The following is a 19,649-nucleotide window of genomic DNA, read 5'->3' as shown; positions in this document are numbered from 1 at the left end:
ATACTTTAAATAATCTTCGCTTAATTGTCCAACCTCTCTTGCTATTTTGGTTGATTCATCCCTGGCTAGATGTTTTTCCGAATTCTCATTTATTGTTGGGATTTAATCACCTAATTTCTACTATGAACCAATTTAAACCTTTTTTGGCTTCGGGATAATTTCAGTTATTTACTACTTGCTTATTCCGGAAAGTGACAGAAGAGGGCTAACCCAGCAAATTAAGCTTGCCGCGCTACTAGTTTGGAATTAATTTGGGTTGACCAGGGCTATAGTGGTCAACGCTTCGCTTATGCTGTAGCCAGCCTTTGCTTTGCCAAGGTAGAGGTGGTCAAGCGTACGGAATCTGAGTTTAAGGTTTTGCCAAGACGCTGGGTAGTAGAACGTACTTTTGGTTGGTTAGGACGTTATCGCCGTCTCAGTAAGGATTATGAACTACTGCCAGAGGTCAGTGAAGCCATGATTTATGGTGCTATGGTACGACTGATGCTCAGCTGTCTCGCCTCTTAGTCTCAACTTTATAAATCAGCTCTTACACGGCTCCTCCTTTCCTTATCCCGAACTCAGGTATCCTTACGTATTTAGGACTACCCTAATTTGTAAAGAGCGATCGCTTGCTTTCAAAGAAAGCCACTTCAGATTAAAGTCAATGCGTTAGCACTGGTGGGTTAAGCAAAGGAAATCCAAATGGCAAATCTAGAGCATCTTGCACTACTTCAGAACGGTGCAGTGAAATGGATTGAGTGGAGAAGAAGAAACCAACAAATAGAACCAGACTTAAGCGAAGCTAACCTCAGAGGGGTGAACCTCAGAGGGGCAATCCTCACAGGCGCTAACCTAAGAAGGGCGGATCTGTGCAATAGTTTACTCATCGCCGCTAACCTCAGCCATGCTACCCTCAGCGATGCAAATCTCCACTCTGCTTCCCTGATGGAAGCGAACCTGAGTGAAGCGAACCTCAGCATTGCAAACCTCAGTAAAGCCAACCTCAGCGATGCCGATCTGGGCGATGCGAACCTGATCGGGGCTGACCTTAGAGGCGCTAACCTAAGAAGAGCAAATCTAAGTCATGCGAACCTGATCGGCACCGATCTCAGAAGCGCTAACCTTCACAAAGCCGATCTCGGTGCAGCAAAGCTGGCTAGAACGAACCTCAGCGAAGCTAACTTGATGGCAGCTAACCTCATTGCTGTCGATCTCAGCAATGCGAATCTTTACAATGCTGAACTACTGGGAGCTTACCTTTACAAAGCTGACCTGCACAAAGCAAACTTAATCGAGGCTCACTTCAATGATGCTTATCTATTCAGAGCTAACCTGAGCGAAGCTAACATGACTCAGGCTGACTTCCGATGGGCGAACCTCAGCAAGGCGAACCTTACTGGCGCTAATTTGAACAAAGTGAACCTTCGGGGCGCTAATCTCTCCGGCGCGAACCTCAGTGAGGCTAATCTTACTGGCGCGAACCTCACCGGCACTAACCTGACGCGGACGATACTCCAAAGGGCAATGATGCCTGATGGCACCATTCACCCTTAGCGAACAATTAAATTTGGGGTCGTAGAAATGTGATTAATCGCGTCTAGCCGTCTGACCATTCCAAAATCCCAAATCTAAAATCCAAAATTGCTCTGACTTATGAAAAAACTGATTGTAATTACAGGGGTAAGCCGGGGTCTGGGTCTTGCCATGACCGAAAATTTTATTGAGCTGGGGCATACAGTTTGTGGGTGCGCTCGTTCCACAGAAGCAGCACAGAACCTTAATCAGAAGTTTGGAACGCCCCATCATTTTGCCAGCGTGGATGTTGCGGACGAACCTCAAGTGAAAGCCTGGGCTGAGCAATTGTTAGCTAACTACTCACCGCCGGATTTATTGATTAATAATGCTGCATTAATTAATCAACCCGCCCCACTTTGGAAAGTCGAGAATGAGGAATTTTCTCGGCTCATTGATGTAAATATTAAAGGAGTCGCTAATGTAATTCGCTATTTTGTTCCAGCGATGATTAAAAAGAAAAGTGGCATTATTGTTAACTTGAGTTCAACTTGGGGTCGCTCCACCTCGCCTGAATTTGCACCTTACTGTGCTTCCAAGTGGGCAATTGAAGGATTAACTCAGTCGTTGGCTCAAGAATTACCTTCGGGAATGGCGGCGATTCCCCTCAACCCAGGCATTATTCATACTGATATGTTAGAGGTTTGTTTTGGAGAAGAGGCGGCTGCTTACACAGCGGTGAAAGACTGGGTTAAAAAAGCGGTTCCGTTTTTACTGCAAATAGCACCAAAGGACAATGGTGTGCCGCTGACAGTTCCCTCATAACATTACTGTGCGGTTAATCTATGAACGAGAATTAAAGACAGAAATAAACTTGACTTCTGTTTGTCCTATAGGGGTTCTCCCTTGAGTGTAATATACACTCGGAACCTCACCCCCAACCCCTCTCCGTAAACAGAGAGGGGCTTTGAATATGCCCCTCAATTCCTGCATAGGGAAGAGGAGGAGTAAAACAAGTCACTTGTGTGTACACGCTCTTTGGAGGAGGAGTTGTGGAAGAGGTTCTCTGTGAGGAAATAAATTAACTCAAGCCGTTTGTAATTCAAGGCTTGGATAGTCGATATAGCCCTTCTCATCGCCACCATAAAAGGTAGAGCGATCTGGCTTATTTAGGGAAGCATTGAGTGCAAAACGTTCTGGTAAATCTGGATTGGCGATATACAGCCTGCCATAAGCAACCAAATCTGCATTGCCAGAAGCCAAAACAGCATTCCCTAAGTCACGGTCATATCCTCCTGCTGCGATTAAAGTACCTTTAAAGATAGGACGGAAGTATTCGGTAAATAAGCCTCCTGTAGAGTTATCGAGGCTAGTATTGCCATCGGTTCTTGGCTCAACGATGTGGAGATAAGCGAGGTTAAAACGGTTGAGCGAATCAGCTACATAACTGAACAAAGCAGATGGATTTGAGTCGGACATACTATTATATGTACCGCTTGGGGAGAGGCGAATTCCTACCCGTTGTCCGCCCCAAACATTGACAACCGCTTCAGTGACTTCCATCAAAAGTCGGGCGCGGTTCTCAATTGAACCGCCATATTGGTCGGTGCGTTTGTTTGTTCCATCCTCCAGAAACTGGTCAAGTAGATAACCGTTAGCACTATGAATTTCAACCCCGTCAAATCCAGCAGCTAAGGCATTTTCTGCCCCTTTGCGGTATTGTTCGACGATTCCGGGAATTTCTTCTGTTTCTAAGGCGCGAGGTGTGACGAAAGGTTTTGGCCCTTCATTAGTTAGTGCGTCACCTTCGGGTGCGATCGCGCTGGGCGCTACTGGCAGTTCTCCTCCTGGTTGCAGTGATGGATGAGAAATCCGCCCAACGTGCCACAGTTGTAAGAAAATCCGCCCGCCATGAGCATGAACTGCATCTGTTACCAGCCGCCATCCTGCCACTTGTTCTGCTGAGTGAATGCCTGGGGTATTCGCATATCCTTGTCCTTGAGGCGATACTTGAGTGGCTTCTGCGATAATTAACCCCGCCGATGCCCGTTGTGCATAATAAGTCACATTCATGGCTCTAGGAACATTTCCCGCTCCCGCACGCATCCGGGTTAAGGGAGCCATCACGATTCGATTGGGAAGTTCTAAGGAACCTAGCTGAACAGGTGAGAAAAGATTGATACTCTCGCTCATTGACTTAATCTCCATTGGAACGACATTACACTTTTTGATTGCACAACGCAGACATCAGGAACGCTAGCTAGTATATGAGCGGTGCGGATAAGAGTTACCCGTACCAGAAACAAACTGTCCAGTTTGTTTATCCCACTGACTTTGTGGTTACATTGTTCTGTGGAAGTAAAGCCTGAAGTTTGTCAGCAAGCACTTCCACAGAAGTTACGCCAGTAGCTCGATCCACCACCACTCCATCTTTAAAGAACAGAAGCGTTGGCACGGCTTGGATGTTGTATTGCGTAGCGATGTGTCCATAGTTGTCAATATTCAGCTTGCCAACCTTGGCACTTCCTTCAAAATTGGCAGCTAATTCTGCAACCAATGGGTTGAGCATCCGACAAGGGCCACACCAAGCTGCCCAGAAATCTACCACAACTGGAACTGAACTGGCGAGGACTTCGGTTTCAAAGTTGTCTTCGGTCAAGGTGACATATTTCGCGTTGTCTGACATGGTTTCCAGCCTCCTTCAGGCTGTAGATCAAGGTGAGGAGAGTGCTAGCAGCTGTTGCAGAAAGCGCATTGCATCATTTCATGCGATTGCATCCACTCAACTGGCTGCTAAAAGTTACCAATCTGGTTTCAATTCCCTCAGGGGTTTAGTAGTTAAACAACCATTTGACTAAATACTAGAACAATCTTTCTCAAATAGTCAAGTAGTTGTTTAACTATTTCAATACTGAGCGCCAAGACGTAAAATAGAAATAAGACGGTGAGTTTTCGCCAACGGCATACATCCAGAGCGTTAGACACGCCTATACCGTCGTTCAACCTTCTATTTAGCGTTGACATTAGGAGTAATGCAGAGTCCTGTTGGGGCTTTCTCGTGGCTTCTTTTAGTAACCCCTACTTCCCATGATTGATAACAACCATAGCGTTCAACTGCCCTCTGCGTCTCAAGCTGCCGTTCAAGACATCGAACTTCGGGCTAAAATCTTTGCAGCTCTCTCCGATCCCACACGTTTGAGGATTGTGGAGATGTTAGCTTCTTGCGAGGAAATGAGCGGAAGCGAGATAGCCAATTATTTAGGGATTAGTTTAGCTCTCTTCTGTCACCACTCCAAGACACTGGCGGAAGCAGGATTAATCCAGATCCGAAAAGAAGGTCAAACCAAGTACAACTCGCTGAAACGAGAGTTATTACTTGATTGCTTCGCCAGTTTTACGCCCAAACAGCTAGAAACAATCCCCGGTGAAACCATCCCAAATGAAAATAATTCTAAAGAGGCTAACGCGATCCAACTCAAGCATTAATTCCTCTTCTATTTTCTCTAATTAATGTAGGCTGGGCAAAAGCCCGTCACAACGAATTGATGCAAAGTTTTCGAGGATTCACTTAAAATTGGTAACGACGCTCTTGTTCTTGAATCGGGTAGTCATTAGCACTCATATCGCGCCTTCTCATCAGCCCATCAGCGTCAAATTCCCAGTGTTCATTTCCATGAGTGCGGAACCATTGATTAGTCTCTGCATCACGCCATTCGTACTCAAAGCGTACAGAAATCCGATTATCCGTGTAAGCCCATAATTCTTTCATAAGGCGATAGTCTAGTTCTTTTGCCCATTTGCGCTTCAGAAACTCTTTGATGGCTTCTCGACCTGTAAAAAATTCGGTACGATTTCGCCATTGAGAATCAACTGTATAGGCATTAGCTACTCGTTCAGGATCGCAAGTATTCCAAGCGTCTTCGGCTGCTTTTACTTTGGCGAGTGCAGTTTCTTGCGTAAATGGGGGACGAATCGGGGATGACATTTTGAGATTCCTCCTGTTGATTAATTTTAAGTAAATAGGATTGGGATGACGTTTAAGCTTATACAAAACAGATAGGTTTGTATATAGCAGTCTTAAAGGATTCATGAACGAGAGATACCCGACTTCTCTTCCGAAGTCGGGTATCTGAACCGCAAAAAAGGAGGTTGGGGAATCTGTTGCAGATTATTCGTGAAACAGTATCAGCAAGATTAGTTCTGCTGGATGGAACTTGCAACAGGATATCCCGTTTATTTCAAATTATCCGGGACAGTTTCAGGCACAACCCAGGAGTAAATAGTATGCTGGCGACCGGGACTACTTTCTACCTGCACCACTTGTTCAGGTTTCCATTCACCCATGTCGTAGTTGTGTGAAACAATGCGAGTGCCTGGTTTGAGTTCCTTGAGTAGCTTGGGTCGTAGGCGCAAGTTAACATCTGGAAGCAGATACAGCGTCACTACCGTGGCATCGCTGAGGTCAGTGGTGAATAAATCTTGTTGTAAAAACCGCACGCGATCGCTTATACCAGCTTTTTGGGCATTTTCTCGACTTTCTTGGACAAGCTGCGGATTGATATCTACACCAGTACCGCGAGTGCCAAATTGTTTTGCGGCGGTAATCACGATTCGTCCATCGCCACTACCGAGGTCGTAGAGTATATCGTCCCCTTTCACTTGCCCCAGTTTTAGCATTTGGGCGACAACGACTTCGGGCGTTGGTACAAAGGGCACATCTGCTACACGTTCTTGGGTTTGAACGTCGTTTGCGGGTGCTTCGACTTGAACACTCGGTGTGGTTGGTGTGGTGGGCGCTTGGGCTTGAAGATCGGGTTGAGTTTGTGCCTCAAACTGGCGTTGTTGGGTGCAGCCTGCGAATAAGAAGCTACCTGCACTCAAACTTGCAACCAGCAACAGCTTCATTTGTTGTAATTGCATTGCATCTTCTCCTTTTGAGTTGTTTACGTTTTGCTCAAATTTGCCGACGGCGAGATAACAGCAATAGCGGTGCGCCAGCGATCGCTACAGCCACTCCGACAAATGCCCCAATTCCTGTATAGGCAACGCTGGAGTAGAGTAAATAAGCGCAGATTGCACAGAAAAGTAGGGGCGTCAGAGGATAGAGAGGGACGCGAAAGGGTCGCACTACTTGCGGTTCTCGAACCCGTAACACTAACAGCGAGACACCCGTTAGCAGGAAGAAAAACCAGAACACCGGCGCGGTGTAGTCCACCATCGTTTTAAAGCCTTCGCGGGTCAGGGTTCCCAGGAACACGAGGGCTAACGCGATCGCACTCTGCACGAGCAAGGCATTGGCTGGTGTACTGGCGCGATGGTGCCAGCGTCCGAGGAAGCTGAACCCGGAAAAATCTTGTCCGAGGGCATAGTTAGTACGTGCGCCGGTGAAAATAGTGGCGTTGATCGCCCCTAAGGTGGAAATGGCAATCAGGAAGCTGATAAACCAAGCACCGGGTTCGCCAACTGCACGACGCATCAAATCCGCTGCTACGGCTTTTGAGGCTGCCATATTCGCCAATCCTAAACCGTGGATGTAAGCGAAGTTTATCGCTAAGTAAATCGCCGTGATGATGCCGATACTCACTAGCAGCGATCGCACCATATTTCGGTTGACGTTGCGTAACTCGGCTGAGATATAAGCCGCTTCATTCCAGCCGCCATAGGACAACAGCACGAAAAGCATCGCCATCCCAAAGTTTGTTTGGGATGTCGCTGGTGCAGCAGGCACCGCCGGGAGACTGGGAACGGCAAAGGCTAAACCCCCAATCACCACCAACAGCAAGCCACCCACTTTAGCAACTGTTAGCCAATTCTGCGCCAACTTTCCTTGCTGAACGCCGATGATATTTAAACCTGTTAACAGAGCGATCGCGATCCCTGCGTAAATTGAGGATGAATAATTCCCCAGGCGCAGTAATTGCGAGGCATAGTCGCCGAATACGAACGCCAACAGGGCAATCGAACCTGTTTGAATCACCGTCATTCGCGCCCAAGCAAAAAAGAAGGCGGTGTTTTTGCCGAAGGCACGCATCAAGTAATAGTAATTGCCCCCGGCGTGGGGATATGCCGTTGCCAATTCTGCGTAGCACAATGCACCAACTAAGGACATTCCCCCACCCAGAATCCACAGGGAAAGTGCAACCGCTTCACTCCCGGCAGCAGCGGCGACTCGGGACGGTGTCTCGAAAATCCCGGCACCAATCACGATACCGACAATTAGAGCGATCGCGTCTATGAAAGCCAGTGCTGGCTTGGGTGCTGCTGTTTTGCTTACCGCGAAGACTTGATTTGGGAGACTGTCGTTTACCCGTCTGCTCATTCTGGCACCTTCACCGTTGCGATCGTATTTTCTTTGAGTTGAGATGTGAAAAGATTAAAGCAAAATCGGTTTAAAGTCCTGAGAAAGTGTAACCAACTCCGATTAACAATCCCACCTCTGTTTCATCAACAAAACCGACATTCACGGCAGCCGTTGCGGTAAATTGGGATGATAAAGGAACATCCACCCCACCCGTAATCAGTGCCCCAATCGTGCTATCGTCACCTGTTGAAATCGCTACTCCACCTCCAACATAAGGGGCTACACGGTATCTTATTTGTTCCACTCCTTGAGAGGGGAAATCGTAAGTGAGCGGAACCAGAAAAACTGTATTATCGCCAAATAAAGCTGCGGGTCGTACAGAGAAATTCCTGGTGAGTCCAATTTTGCTAATGACGGCAAACGCACCTTCACTTAATGTCGTATCGCCACCCAACCCAATGTTGCCTGCAACCCCGATATAACTTGGGCCAGAGCGAGTGGCTCTACCAGGGGTTACATTGACTTGAGCGATTTCAGGCGCTGCTGTTTCAGTCGTCGCTGTTTCTGGAAGTTGCGGCGTTGAAGGTTCAACTGTCAAAGCCGACGTAGATAAAGCTGAAGCAGAAGTTATCACCCTTTTGTCTACAATCTGGTCTGGGTTTACAGAATCAGCGATCGCTGTTTGCTCAGGGCTTTCCTGCTTTGTCTCCCTAGAAAGGTTAGATGGAGATTGATTTGCCTCGGCTGATGCAGTGGCAGTTGGTAAATTAATTGGGGACAAATCTTGCTCTTGAATTGTTGATTCTGTCAGTGTCTTGGCAACAGAATCAGGCAAACCTGAGTTCGCTACATTCACTTCTTTTTGTACGAAAAAAGTTGTCGTTTGGTCAGATTTGATTGGAGTCTTATTTGATTCAAAATTATGATTAGGTGTCTTGGCAAGCGCATCTGCCTTAAGAGTGAAGTCGTCAGTTTCAGCTTGAGCTGATAACCCACTACAAACAACAGCCAGAGCAGCAAGGCACAGAAGAGAAGAAGTACCTCTGAACAACATTGGATTTACAGTAACTCCCTAAAAAAAGTGTTGAAAACAAAAGAAGAAAAATGATTCAGGAGCGAGAATCTTTTGCTCCTGCCATCTTCAGTGTTGGCAACAAATGTGACTAGAAAGTGACAATGGCAAGACAATAATTAGAAAAGTTCCCAAATCGTAGCGATCGGGCAATGTTATTGGAGTGGCAGCTCAATTTGAAAAGTTGAGCCTTGACCGACTACACTGGTGACGGCGATCCCACCTCCATGAGCTTTGACGATTTGCTCAGCGATCGCTAATCCCAAACCAAAACCTCCTGTAGTGCGAGAGCGATCGCGATTCACCCGATAAAACCGTTCAAAAATATGGGGCAAATCAGTCGCCGCAATCCCCATCCCAGTGTCTGAAACTTGAATAATCGCCAGACGCGATCGCGTAAACAATCGCAGTTGAACTTCACCGCCCTCCGGGGTATATTTGCAAGCATTACTCAGCAGGTTCATCACCGCCTGACGTAGCAACTCTGGATCGGCTTGCACCTCCAAGCTGTCAGTCGGCAGATTACTAACAAAACTGAGATTTTTGGCGGCTGCTTGCGTTGCAGAATTCTCTGCTAACTCCTGTAGCAAACGAGTCAGATTAATCTCTCTCCAAGATTCAGGGGGTAATGACCCATCATTCCGAGCCAAAAACAGCAGATTACTCACTAGCGAATTCATTGACTTAGCAGCATTCACAATCTTTTCTAGCCGAAGCCGTTGCTGTGAATTATCGTCAGACAGCAATCCGACTTGTGCATTGCTAAGAATCGCCGTCAACGGTGTCCGCAATTCATGGGAAGCATCTGCGGTGAAGCGATGCAGTTGCTCGTAAGCATGACGAATCGGTTGCATCGCCAGCCCTCCCAAAAACCACCCAGCCAGGCTAATTACCCCCAAGGTGACTGGCACCAAAAGCGTCAAAACCAGCCGCAACTCAGACAAAGCCTCTTGAGTGGATGTCAGGGAAGTCGCAACCTGGAGATAACCAATTAATAAACTTTTCTCGTAGACAGGCAGCGTTACCTGACGCAGCCAACGGACAGGACTGTTAGCAGTTTTGATGGTTTGAAATCCACCTGTCACCGTCAGCTTCTCTGGAGGAGGCGTACCAAAAAATTGCACCAATTGCCCTTTGGCATTGTACCAACGCCCATACACCAGCCCACTATCCAACGGCTGTGGGTTATTTCCCAAAAGCGGCACATTTTCCAGCTCTACCTGCCATTGACCATTACGACGCTCATAATTTACGCTCGCTGCCATCACTTTGGTTTGTTGGTAGAGTAATCGATCCAATGCTAAGAGCGCGTCTGCAACTGCTACGTAGTAAATGACTCCTGCAAAAATCACTAAAATACTTCCCATCGATAGGGTGAACCAGCGAGCTAGATTCCGACGGCTACGACCAAACATGGAAAAAAGCAAAGTTAAAAAGCTCCCTGATACTTGGGAAAGCAAAGCTAAACCCGAATTTAGGGGAAGACAAGCACAAAGCAGAAGAAAGACTTATAACAATTCTCGTTTGGATGCAGCACATTTTAACCCCGCCCCTGCCTCTCTCTCTGTCAGGAGGCAGGTGTAGGATTCAACTGTAAACCGGGTTATTTGGTCTGTAGTGCTGTTTCTTCTGAAGTTCCCCGGAAGTGGGAAAATGAGACAAATGGCGCTTAGTGACAAAATTGCAAGGAAAGAGGGAAATGCTAAAACGGATTGCTGCACTAATACTCGTGGTATTAACCGTAAGTTTGCAAAGTTGCACTGTCGCCAGTGCCACCAGTGGCTTAAAAAGCTATGTAGATAGCACCGATGGTTATCAGTTCCTATATCCCAACGGCTGGCTTCCAGTCGAGGTGAAAGGTGAAGCCGATGTGGTGTTCCACGATATCATTGAGCCTTCTGAAAATGTGTCCGTCGTCATTAACCCAGTTGGGGCAGGGAAAAGCCTTACTGAGTTGGGGACACCGACGGAAGTAGGATACAAATTATCAAAAAGCGCGATCGCACCCCCAGGATCGGGACGCGAGGCAGAATTAGTGAACGCTGAAAAGCTGGAATCTAACTCTAAGATTTATTACATACTGGAATACACCGTCAAACTCCCCAATCAGCAACGCCACAATCTTGCGTCTATCGCCATCAGTCGCGGTAAGCTCGTCACCTTCAACGCTTCTACCACAGAAAAACGCTGGAACAAGTTGAAGCCGTTGTTGCAGCAAGTTGTCAGTTCATTTTCCGTCTATTGATAGCGATCATCTGATGGCTAATGGCTAATAAAAGTGATGAAGTGATGAGGATTGAGGCGAAAAGAGAATTTTTAATTCAAACTCAACACTCAAAACTTTTTGACGATTAGCAATTCGCCACTGATAACATAACGATGAACCTTCCTACTTTAGTCTTAGCATCCGCCTCTCCAGCCCGCCGCCGCCTGTTGCAAAGTGCCGGAATCGAGCCGGTGGTTTGCCCTAGTGATTTTGATGAGTCCCAAGTCTCAACTAGCGTTGCATCCGAATTGGTGCAAACTTTGGCGCTGCGGAAAGCTGAAACGGTTGCGAGTCAATTTCCAGAGGCTTTGATATTGGGATGCGATTCGGTATTGCTGGTTAACGGTGAGATTCATGGGAAACCAGCAGATGCAGCACAAGCGATCGCCCGTTGGCAAAAAATGCGCTCTCAAATCGGTGAACTCTATACGGGTCATGCTTTAATTGACCAGCAGCAAGACAAAACGGTGGTACGCTACGGTATCACAAAAGTTTATTTTGCCGATGCTAGCGATCGCCAGATTGAAGCCTATGTCGCCACTGGCGAACCCCTCAAATGTGCTGGCTGCTTTGCCTTGGAAGGGAAAGGGGGACTATTTGTAGACAAACTGGAAGGTTGCCATACGAATGTCATTGGTCTGAGCTTGCCACTACTTCGTCAGATGTTCGGTGAACTGGGATACGATGTCACCGATTTTTGGCAAGGATGAAAAAGGTCTGTTTTTCGGGCTACTTGTTTCCGGTGGGATAGTGTCAAGCGGGGCAGTTTCAGAGGATAGCGGAACCCCACCCCAACCCCTCCCCGTTAACGAGGAGGGGCTATAAACTTCCCTATTCTTTAGGTAGTAGGTATCGAGGAGGAGCTATTAGGGGTGAGTGGGTTGCAGAACAAGCGGGTAGTTATTTTCCGTTGCTAGTAACAACAAACGACTGACAATTGATTTGTGCCTTTTTCTTAATTTGCTCCGGAATTTGTTAAGGTTCCTAGATTTTTGATCAAGGCAAAGGATCTGCTTGTCTAATATTGGCTAAGGCAAAGCTTTTGGAGGGCTTTTCTTCATGGGAGTAAGTAACGAGTTTAAAGCACAACTCAAGGCTGGCAAAATTGTTGAGGCACTCACCTTGGCACTCAGCGAAGCCATTGAGTTAGAAATCACTACTTGGGTTTCATCGGCTAATTCAGACACCTCGCCTGGTGTGAGAACAGACCAACCTTTAGCCGGTCACTCTATGCGAACCCGCATTAACATTGTGGATGGTGATATTGAAAATGAAGTCGGCAGCGAATTTCTCAATAGTGGCCCCTACAACGAATTGCGGGAATTTCACCTCCAGCAAGTTCACGAAGGTCGGGAAATTATTCAGGAAAACCTGGCAAACTTACAACAGTTGTTTACAGTTCTAACGAACACGCTGTCTGAGATGCCTGGGTCGCGTTTACGTTCAAATCCGCAACAAGTATTACCTTCCGTCGATCCAGAAAACCCTTAAGAGTCACAATAAATGCAAGTCAAAGGTCAATGCTTCGTTTCAGGACTGAGTTCTGAGCGCTGAGTAAATCCCAAACTTAAAAAATTGGGCTTGAAATCAGTCCCTTTTGTATCTCCTGGCTACATCTAATTGAAACAAATTGTGCCTCTAATTTTAGGTTTGGAAAGGCTTGTACCCTAGTTACTTCAAACCTCAAATCTAAGCCCTCAAATCTAATTCCTCAAACCTCAGTCCTCTTTCTATTGACAACTCACAATTGGCTGGAAATCTGGTTATGACGGCAAGCGACAAATTCAAACAACAACTCAAAGCTGGCAAAATTGTTGAGGCACTTTCTACGGCACTCAGTGAGACGATTGAGTTAGAAATCACCACCTGGGTTAGCTCTGCCGACATAGATGACAACAGAAGCGAAGAACAGCCTCAACCAGGTTCGCGGATGCAGACTCGGATTAATATTGTCGAGGGCGACATCACCAACGAGATTGGCGATCGCTTTCTCAACAATGGCCCTTATAGCGAACTGCGGCAATTCCATCTAGAGCAAGTTCAGCAAAGCCGCGAGATTATCAACGACAACCTCAAAAGTTTGCAAAAGTTATTTGGGATGTTGGGAAGAGTGGGGTACCAGAATCCTAAGGCTGCCCCGATTCCTCCAGAATTGTCTGGAGTTAAGAGTCCTCGTCTACCGCCTGACGAAACCGCAGCTTCCCGCGTGACGATTGAGCCTGAAGTGTCACTGGTTGAGGGATCGCCAACAAATGCGATCGCATTTGACCCCCGCGTGGAGATTAACACGGTTACTGACACTGCACCCATTCCACCACCCGTCATACCCGATTTCCTTCCCCCAGCAACCCCAGAAACCCCTGTAGAGCCAGCCGTGAGTGCCCAAGAATGGGAAGGGGAAGAAGTCGTCATGCAGGAACCACCGTTTGAGCCAGGATGGACGCCCGAATTCGGCTCGGCGCTTCCCTCCGATTTCCTTCCCCCAACGGCACAAGAAACCCCTGTAGAGCTATCTGTGAGTTCCCAGGAGCGGGAAGAAGCCGTCATGCAGGAACCACCATTTGAGCCAGGGTGGACGCCCGAATTCGGCTCGGCAGTGAACTGGGGAACGGAGGAGGAGTGGGAAGAAGTCGAAGTCGAGGAGGAACCGACAAACCTTTTCTCGGAAGGGTTTGCGCCTGTTGAAGAAGATGAGGCCTGGGATGAGAATGACGATGGCTGGGAAGAAGATGAGGAGGCGTCAACGACGCCTGATATCAGCAGCAATCCTAGCGATCGCATTTCAGATCCCATAGCGGTTTTGTTTGGAGATAGCCCTGTGGAGCCAACCCAGCCTTCTCCACCGATGTCAGAGGATACGCGATCGCCTGTCAACATTGAAGAGGCTTTATTTTCACAAACAACACCTTCACAAACACCACCAAAGCCGTTTGATGAATTTGATGAATTTGATGAAGATGAATTTGAAAATCCATCGCCTCCGCCACCATCCAAATAATCATTAAACCCAAACTGGATTCATATAACGATGGTCAATACGCCAGATACTAACAGCAACGAAATTAATCCCAACCTGCGGAAAAATTTCAACAACTTTTTGCAGTCTCTAACCGATGTACTAATCGACATCACGGCTCTCGAAGTGAATACAATGGTCGTGGATCACATTAGCGGGACTAAGTTTATTCCCTGGGAAGCATATCGAGATATTTACCCAATTTCCACAACCTATCTAGAAAGGACAGGAATCCATCCATCTCTATGGTCTCGGTATCTGAGTCTACGTAAACAAATCGAGACAGAGTATTGCCTATATTGCCTTGAGGAGAAACTTTTAGAACAGGATGCTTCACAACTCAGAGAATATGTCCGAATCCTCAGCGATCCTACAGCAGAACTGGATATTCAAAGAACAAAATTGCCTAACCCGTTGAGTCCTGCTGCGAATCCGGCTGTTGAGATTAACAAGATTCAAAACTTACTCGACGACAGTAGATTTTTACGGAGCTTGCGGAAGGTTGATGAGCTGAAAGCAGCTTTGGATAGTCGGAATAAATCTTTGCAAAAAAGTGAAGAATCTCAAGCAACCGATCCGGTTGGAGAAGTAACAACCGATATGATTTATGCCCAGTCGATTATTCAGTTAGATGGAGATATTATCAACCGCTATCATCAAAGACTTTTTGAACACGAGCATAAAGATATCATCTTAGATATCCACAGACAGGGGGTTACTGCGGGTGAAAAACAGTGGCACGGGTTATTAGAGTTTATGGTAAATTTAGTGGAATCGCTGGTCAATCAAGGCAGTTCCTCAATGAAGAATTTATTCAAAAACCGTAATTAATTACCGATAAAACTAACCCAAAAAAACAGGTCAAAAAAATAGGAAAGATGAGCTGAGAAGGAGTGGGAAATAATCTATCAGGTTCCTCTAGGAAACCCCTTCATTTAGATTCATATATTCAAATCGAGGAAGTCAAAGACGCGAAAGGACAGTTAGTGTCTCATTTCATCAGATTCAACTTAGATGAAAACATCCTCGATCAAATTTTGCAAGCTAGAACCAATGGACAAAACTTATCTATCTCCCGGCGTTTACTAGCAGAGTTGCGTTCTTATGCGCTAGTAGATGCGGGAAGGTGCTTACAGCCTGGGCTGATTTTCTGTACTCACTATAATAAAGCGGAGAGTAGAGACTCAGTAGCGGAAAACTTTGTCATGCAGAGTGCGATCGCTCTCGATGGAGATATCATTCACCAAATCCGCCACGATTGTCTTAAAGATTCTATTTGGTGTTTAGCGATCGCAACTGCCCACCACTGGCTAATCGATCAACTGCTCAATCAGCTACAGCTCAAGATTGCCTTATGGTTAAATGGGCTATCTTGGATGCTCTCGTTGCTAACTACGGCAGCGACAGTTATCTCTAGCTTACAGCACCTGAATTTATGGATGCTGTTAGCATCGATGGCAATGGCATGGTTGTTGCAAGTAGGCTTTAAGCGTCTGCTACTGTTATTTTTGCCCTTGCTGAGGCGTTGGGTTTTTCGTCAATTGTTGTTGCGCTTGCTCTCTTCCAATCCGAGGGATAGAAAGATTGCTAAAGGCATTTTAGGGCGGTTCGTGCCATAAACAGAGGAGTTGGGGGTGATGCGATCGCTGTCGAGTTGCGTTGCATAAAGCGTAGCGATCGCTCTACTCGCATCTCTCTAACGAACTCGATAAAACTGACTCGTATGCAGCACCGCTTCACCATGATCCGGAATCCATGCTACCCATTCGTCCTCAGACTGCTGGCAAAGTAGCAATGCTTCATCATGGCTATAGGGGTTGGGAAGTTCTAGCAACTGTACCCAAGTCGAATCTTGATACTCCATCTGAGACTGGGTTCGATTGGGTTGAGGTGCCCAGCTTCTAGTCCGGGACAGCAAAGGAAGTACGCAATAATTCAATGTCATATCTATTTCCCCTCCGATAGCAATAACAGCACTCAGAGTTGGCTGACTGCTCTCCGTCGCAGTTAAGAGCCTCCACTGATAAGCTATTTTCAAAACATTTCTGTAACAAATGCTACGGAATTTTTGCCGATCAAATCAACTACCTGTCGTAAAACTTTATGTTTGATAAGACAAAACTTAAGAGGGATGCCAGCTCCAGCGAATATAGTAATTCTCTATTAGATGCTCTAAATAACCCCATCCCTGCCCTTCCCGGCAATTGCATGATCGAGAGAAGCCTTCGCATTGTAATCGGGTTGGTCATCTCCAAGTATTGCTGCGCGAATGCGAAAGCCCCTACAGGATTTCAAGAGATGTGGGGAAACCATAGCCGTAAAGGTGGAGACTTTGGGGGCAAGGTTCCGAGTGTATTGCGACATAAATGAGAACCGTTATATTTGGTTATTTTCTCTAGGGTAAATTTCTTCTCTTTTTACTTTTGGCTTCCCGAAGGATTGAGGCGATATCCCATGCCATAGACTGTTTCAATCCAATCTGCCGCACCAACTAACTGCAAACGCTGCCGCAGCCTCCGGACTAGCGTAGTTACAGCATTGCTTTCTGGTTCTGTACCCCACTCCCACAAGGCTTGTTCAATTTGATCGCGGGTTAAGACCTGATAGGGATGGCGCAGGAAGTATTCTAACAGTTGAAACTCGCGGGCAGATAATTGGACAGTTGTTTCTCCCCGTTCAACAGTCAAGCTATTCAAGTGCAGTTGTAAATCTTCTATGCGGAGGATATCTCCCTGCCATAGAGGCGATCGCCTTCCCAATGCCCGCACCCGCGCCAAGAGTTCGATAATATCAGTCGGTTTAACCAGATAATCATCGGCACCGGCATCCAAACTCGTAACTTTATCCACAGTCGTGTCTTTGGCAGTCAGCATCAGCACCGGCGAGGTTTTCCCTGCTTGTCGATACTGGCGACAAAGGCTCAAACCGCTGACTGTCGGCAACATCCAGTCCAAAATTAACAAGTCATAGTCTTTTTGAGAGATCAGCCATCGTGCAGTTTCCCCATCCTCAATGCCATCGACAATATGTCCAGCTTGCAACAAAGCTGCGTTTAGTGGCTCTAATTGTTCGGGGTCGTCTTCTACCAGTAAAATTCTCATAAGACATTTTAGTGAAACCTTTTTTATCGGAGAATCGACGATATCGCTGCTTATAGATATCGCTGCTCATAGTAGGGAAGCCTAAGGCGATCGCACGTCTTCCACCAGTCAGATTTTTTCTGGTGCCGAAGAAAATCAAGGGGCAACAGTGAATCTTCTCTTTTTTTATCTTTTAAATTTTGACTTTTGATGTAGAATTCGATTGTTTTTTCCCTTAAACTCAATTGGCTGTAAAGCTAAAACTCCTCACCTCTTCCTATGTCCTCTCCTCGTTGGTTACAAAGATTACATTTTTTAGGGCTAGAATTTTGGTTGCCTCTACCCCTGCTGGGAATTATTTTTTGGGTTGGGGGTGGACTGGTAACAGACCAAGCATTAAGTCGCTCCTACGATACGGTTGATAAGCTTCAAGCTGATACACAGTTGGAAGTGCAACTTTCAGTCACCTTGCTGATCATCAAAGCAGAAATTGACAAAGAGCAGGGATTTACCAAAGTACAGGTCAAAACGACAGATTCGACTCTCAAAAAGTTAGAATTTGAGTTTCCAGTAACAGAATTCAGCCAGGTGGAAGCTGCGATCGCACAAGAATTAGGACTGTCTGCTGAAGATGTTAGGACGCTAGTGCGTTACCAATTGAAAAACTAATCCTTCTAGACAGTTGCTCTCACTCAATCCGAACTGTCTGAACCCTCTACTTCTGGTTCTCTTTCCCCGCTCAGAACAAACCTGCACTTACAATCTGAGCGATGCTAGTAGATGGAAAAGTACAGAATTAACAATACTCAGCGCTAGGGAGCCAAGCAAAGCACTCCAAAAACCCCACCGTAACCGAAATCCTGTCACTAACCAAGCGGCTAAACCGAAAATAACTGCATTTAAGACAAACAGGAATAAACCAAATGACAAAAGAATGAATGGAAAGGTAAAGAACCCTAAGACGGGTTTTAAGAGAGCATTCAAAATTCCAAAAACTGCTGCGGAAATTGCGGCTTTTCCAAGCGTATCAATTTCCACGCCAATGGGCAGCCGGGAAATAATTAAAAAACTGATAGTGGTTACTAACCAGGTGATGAGGATTCCAACCATAACCAAAACTCCTTATCATCAATCGTTTTGCTGCAAGGTCGGGCAAGTTTCTATCTTCAGGGTCATCAATAAATGTGACCAAAAAGTGACAGTAACCCTGGAATTCAGGATTGGCTGAATAACCAGCCTTGGAAACAAGCAAATCGCGCCGGGGAAAACCGAATCAATTGGGTTCTCGATTCCGGGAGTCCCGAACCCAATCCAAACCGTCGCAAAGAAAAACTCATCCTTATCTTCCCCTGCTTGCGCTTGAAGTGAGAGAGTTTTAAGTAAATTTTTGTAATTGAGACGATTTTAATTTTCTGCCGGAGAAGATTCGTCTGGCAGTGGGAATTCAGGGGATCGGTGGGTGAGCAGTGAGGATGCGATCGCATCCTCAACTCTGGCAAACCTGGAAATCTCGCTTGTAGAGCCGCTTTTTTCTACAGAACATCCGGAGTTTGTCCGCCGTTTACATTGCTATTTCGCTCTCAATTTAAAGATTTCTGCGAGCGATCCGAGGCTCTACTGGAAACGGTTCGATAATGGGTAGGGACACCTCTCAAAAACGAGTAAAGTAGCTCCTGTCATGAAATCGTTACCCATGAGAAATAAAACCGTATCAGCAATCTCTTCTGGTTTCACTATTCGCTTTACAGGAAGCTTTGCAGTAATTGCGTTAACAACCTCTCCCGGCTGTTGACCCTCATGAGAGTAAAATTTCCTAGTAAATTAAGGAGATGAGTTGATTGCAGATTCGCAAAGATGACCTGACAGGTAAAAAGATTGCTGATTTTCTCCGAGAACATCTCGAAGATATGCATGAAATTACGCCGCCTGAAAGCGTTCATGCTCTTGATTTAGAGGCATTGCGATCGCCCGAAATTACTTTCTGGACGGCTTGGGAGGGTGATGAATTACTCGGATGTGGGGCACTCAAAGAAATAGATTCAAGAAGTGGTGAAGTCAAATCAATGCGTACCGCCAAGGCTCACCGTCGTAGGGGTGTCGCCTCAAGGATTCTTGAACACATCATTAAAGAAGCCGAACGGCGTACTTATAATTGTCTAAATTTAGAAACAGGAGCAATGTCTGAGTTCGCTCCAGCACGAGCATTGTACGCGCAGTATGGGTTTGAGTACCGAGGCCCCTTCGCTAACTACATTGATGACCCGAACAGCGTATTTATGACGAAAAAGGTCGCTTGATTCGCTTCTCGAAATTGGCGTATTTCTTAAAAATCTCGCAATGACATCTCTCTGGATTGTAAGCCGATCGCTAATCCAGTAAAAGCAAGATCGCCCATCGGAATTTGTCACTCGTTAATTGCT

General features: G+C 46.3%; 22 protein-coding genes and 2 pseudogenes. 14 read left to right on the top strand and 10 right to left on the bottom strand.

Annotated features, from left to right (window positions below; genetic code table 11):
• From H6H02_RS18645 to H6H02_RS18630, 4 genes and pseudogenes are all read left to right on the top strand, one after another.
• A pseudogene (locus tag H6H02_RS18645) lies at positions 1–158 on the top strand (IS701 family transposase); the annotation flags it as partial.
• Between the two features lie 82 nt (positions 159–240).
• Positions 241–507: pseudogene (locus H6H02_RS18640) on the top strand (transposase); the annotation flags it as partial.
• 177 nt (positions 508–684) lie between these two features.
• Positions 685–1,536: a pentapeptide repeat-containing protein gene (locus H6H02_RS18635; RefSeq protein ID WP_190820466.1), complete on the top strand. Its 852-nt coding sequence runs from the start codon at positions 685–687 to the stop codon at positions 1,534–1,536.
• Positions 1,537–1,635: 99 nt separating this feature from the next.
• Complete coding sequence (locus tag H6H02_RS18630) at positions 1,636–2,319, top strand: SDR family oxidoreductase (RefSeq protein WP_190820464.1); 684 nt, start codon at positions 1,636–1,638, stop codon at positions 2,317–2,319.
• Between the two features lie 261 nt (positions 2,320–2,580).
• Here H6H02_RS18630 and H6H02_RS18625 read toward each other — a convergent pair whose 3' ends face one another.
• Together H6H02_RS18625 and trxA are read right to left on the bottom strand one after the other, a co-directional pair.
• On the bottom strand, positions 2,581–3,687 hold the full coding sequence (locus H6H02_RS18625; RefSeq protein ID WP_190820462.1) for an alkene reductase: 1,107 nt from the start codon (positions 3,685–3,687) through the stop codon (positions 2,581–2,583).
• A 127-nt stretch (positions 3,688–3,814) separates the two neighbouring features.
• A complete protein-coding gene (gene trxA / locus H6H02_RS18620) occupies positions 3,815–4,180 on the bottom strand; it encodes a thioredoxin (RefSeq protein ID WP_190820460.1) in 366 nt (121 codons plus the stop codon).
• Between the two features lie 401 nt (positions 4,181–4,581).
• Between trxA and H6H02_RS18615 the strand changes: the two genes are divergently transcribed.
• Entirely contained in the window at positions 4,582–4,980 is a 399-nt protein-coding gene (locus H6H02_RS18615) for a metalloregulator ArsR/SmtB family transcription factor (protein WP_190820458.1), read from the top strand.
• A gap of 82 nt (positions 4,981–5,062) precedes the next feature.
• On the opposite strand, the gene H6H02_RS18610 is transcribed toward H6H02_RS18615, so the two are convergent.
• The 5 genes from H6H02_RS18610 to H6H02_RS18590 form a co-directional block, all read right to left on the bottom strand.
• Complete coding sequence (locus tag H6H02_RS18610; protein ID WP_190820456.1) at positions 5,063–5,479, bottom strand: nuclear transport factor 2 family protein; 417 nt, start codon at positions 5,477–5,479, stop codon at positions 5,063–5,065.
• A gap of 248 nt (positions 5,480–5,727) precedes the next feature.
• On the bottom strand, positions 5,728–6,414 hold the full coding sequence (locus H6H02_RS18605) for a class I SAM-dependent methyltransferase (RefSeq protein WP_190820454.1): 687 nt from the start codon (positions 6,412–6,414) through the stop codon (positions 5,728–5,730).
• Between the two features lie 34 nt (positions 6,415–6,448).
• Complete coding sequence (locus tag H6H02_RS18600) at positions 6,449–7,813, bottom strand: amino acid permease (RefSeq protein WP_190820452.1); 1,365 nt, start codon at positions 7,811–7,813, stop codon at positions 6,449–6,451.
• 70 nt (positions 7,814–7,883) lie between these two features.
• Positions 7,884–8,429 carry a hypothetical protein gene (locus tag H6H02_RS27940; protein WP_347342630.1) on the bottom strand — a complete coding sequence of 182 codons (546 nt, stop codon included), beginning with the start codon at positions 8,427–8,429 and terminating at the stop codon, positions 7,884–7,886.
• Between the two features lie 593 nt (positions 8,430–9,022).
• Entirely contained in the window at positions 9,023–10,282 is a 1,260-nt protein-coding gene (locus tag H6H02_RS18590) for an ATP-binding protein (RefSeq protein WP_190820474.1), read from the bottom strand.
• Between the two features lie 284 nt (positions 10,283–10,566).
• On the opposite strand from H6H02_RS18590, the gene psbP reads away from it, so the two are divergent.
• The 6 genes from psbP to H6H02_RS18560 all read left to right on the top strand — a co-directional run bounded on the left by psbP (position 10,567) and on the right by H6H02_RS18560 (position 15,768).
• Entirely contained in the window at positions 10,567–11,112 is a 546-nt protein-coding gene (psbP, locus tag H6H02_RS18585) for a photosystem II reaction center PsbP (protein WP_190820450.1), read from the top strand.
• 134 nt (positions 11,113–11,246) lie between these two features.
• The gene (locus H6H02_RS18580; protein ID WP_190820448.1) at positions 11,247–11,843 is read left to right on the top strand and encodes a nucleoside triphosphate pyrophosphatase; all 597 of its coding nucleotides are present in this window, start codon (positions 11,247–11,249) and stop codon (positions 11,841–11,843) included.
• 349 nt (positions 11,844–12,192) lie between these two features.
• A complete protein-coding gene (locus tag H6H02_RS18575; protein WP_190820446.1) occupies positions 12,193–12,624 on the top strand; it encodes a hypothetical protein in 432 nt (143 codons plus the stop codon).
• 274 nt (positions 12,625–12,898) lie between these two features.
• Positions 12,899–14,131, top strand: a complete 1,233-nt coding sequence (locus tag H6H02_RS18570) for a hypothetical protein (RefSeq protein WP_190820444.1) — start codon at positions 12,899–12,901, stop codon at positions 14,129–14,131.
• Between the two features lie 30 nt (positions 14,132–14,161).
• Positions 14,162–14,980 (top strand): hypothetical protein, encoded by an 819-nt coding sequence (locus tag H6H02_RS18565; RefSeq protein ID WP_190820442.1) that lies wholly within the window; start codon positions 14,162–14,164, stop codon positions 14,978–14,980.
• Between the two features lie 155 nt (positions 14,981–15,135).
• Entirely contained in the window at positions 15,136–15,768 is a 633-nt protein-coding gene (locus tag H6H02_RS18560; RefSeq protein ID WP_190820440.1) for a hypothetical protein, read from the top strand.
• Between the two features lie 77 nt (positions 15,769–15,845).
• On the opposite strand, the gene H6H02_RS18555 is transcribed toward H6H02_RS18560, so the two are convergent.
• Entirely contained in the window at positions 15,846–16,094 is a 249-nt protein-coding gene (locus H6H02_RS18555; RefSeq protein ID WP_190820438.1) for a hypothetical protein, read from the bottom strand.
• A 472-nt stretch (positions 16,095–16,566) separates the two neighbouring features.
• Positions 16,567–17,250 carry a two-component system response regulator RppA gene (rppA, locus tag H6H02_RS18550; RefSeq protein ID WP_190820436.1) on the bottom strand — a complete coding sequence of 228 codons (684 nt, stop codon included), beginning with the start codon at positions 17,248–17,250 and terminating at the stop codon, positions 16,567–16,569.
• Between the two features lie 258 nt (positions 17,251–17,508).
• Here rppA and H6H02_RS18545 point away from each other — a divergent pair, with 258 nt between their 5' ends.
• Positions 17,509–17,898 carry a hypothetical protein gene (locus H6H02_RS18545; protein ID WP_190820434.1) on the top strand — a complete coding sequence of 130 codons (390 nt, stop codon included), beginning with the start codon at positions 17,509–17,511 and terminating at the stop codon, positions 17,896–17,898.
• An 87-nt stretch (positions 17,899–17,985) separates the two neighbouring features.
• Here the strand turns inward: H6H02_RS18545 and H6H02_RS18540 are convergent, their stop codons facing one another.
• Positions 17,986–18,339: a phage holin family protein gene (locus H6H02_RS18540; protein ID WP_190820432.1), complete on the bottom strand. Its 354-nt coding sequence runs from the start codon at positions 18,337–18,339 to the stop codon at positions 17,986–17,988.
• A 349-nt stretch (positions 18,340–18,688) separates the two neighbouring features.
• Between H6H02_RS18540 and H6H02_RS18535 the strand changes: the two genes are divergently transcribed.
• Positions 18,689–18,871, top strand: a complete 183-nt coding sequence (locus H6H02_RS18535) for a hypothetical protein (protein ID WP_190820430.1) — start codon at positions 18,689–18,691, stop codon at positions 18,869–18,871.
• 196 nt (positions 18,872–19,067) lie between these two features.
• Complete coding sequence (locus tag H6H02_RS18530; RefSeq protein WP_190820428.1) at positions 19,068–19,526, top strand: GNAT family N-acetyltransferase; 459 nt, start codon at positions 19,068–19,070, stop codon at positions 19,524–19,526.
• The last annotated feature ends 123 nt before the right edge of the window (positions 19,527–19,649 follow it).

The organism is Coleofasciculus sp. FACHB-1120, from assembly GCF_014698845.1.
Classification (GTDB): Bacteria; Cyanobacteriota; Cyanobacteriia; order Cyanobacteriales; family FACHB-T130; genus FACHB-T130.
This window is presented reverse-complemented; position numbering and strand designations above follow the sequence as displayed.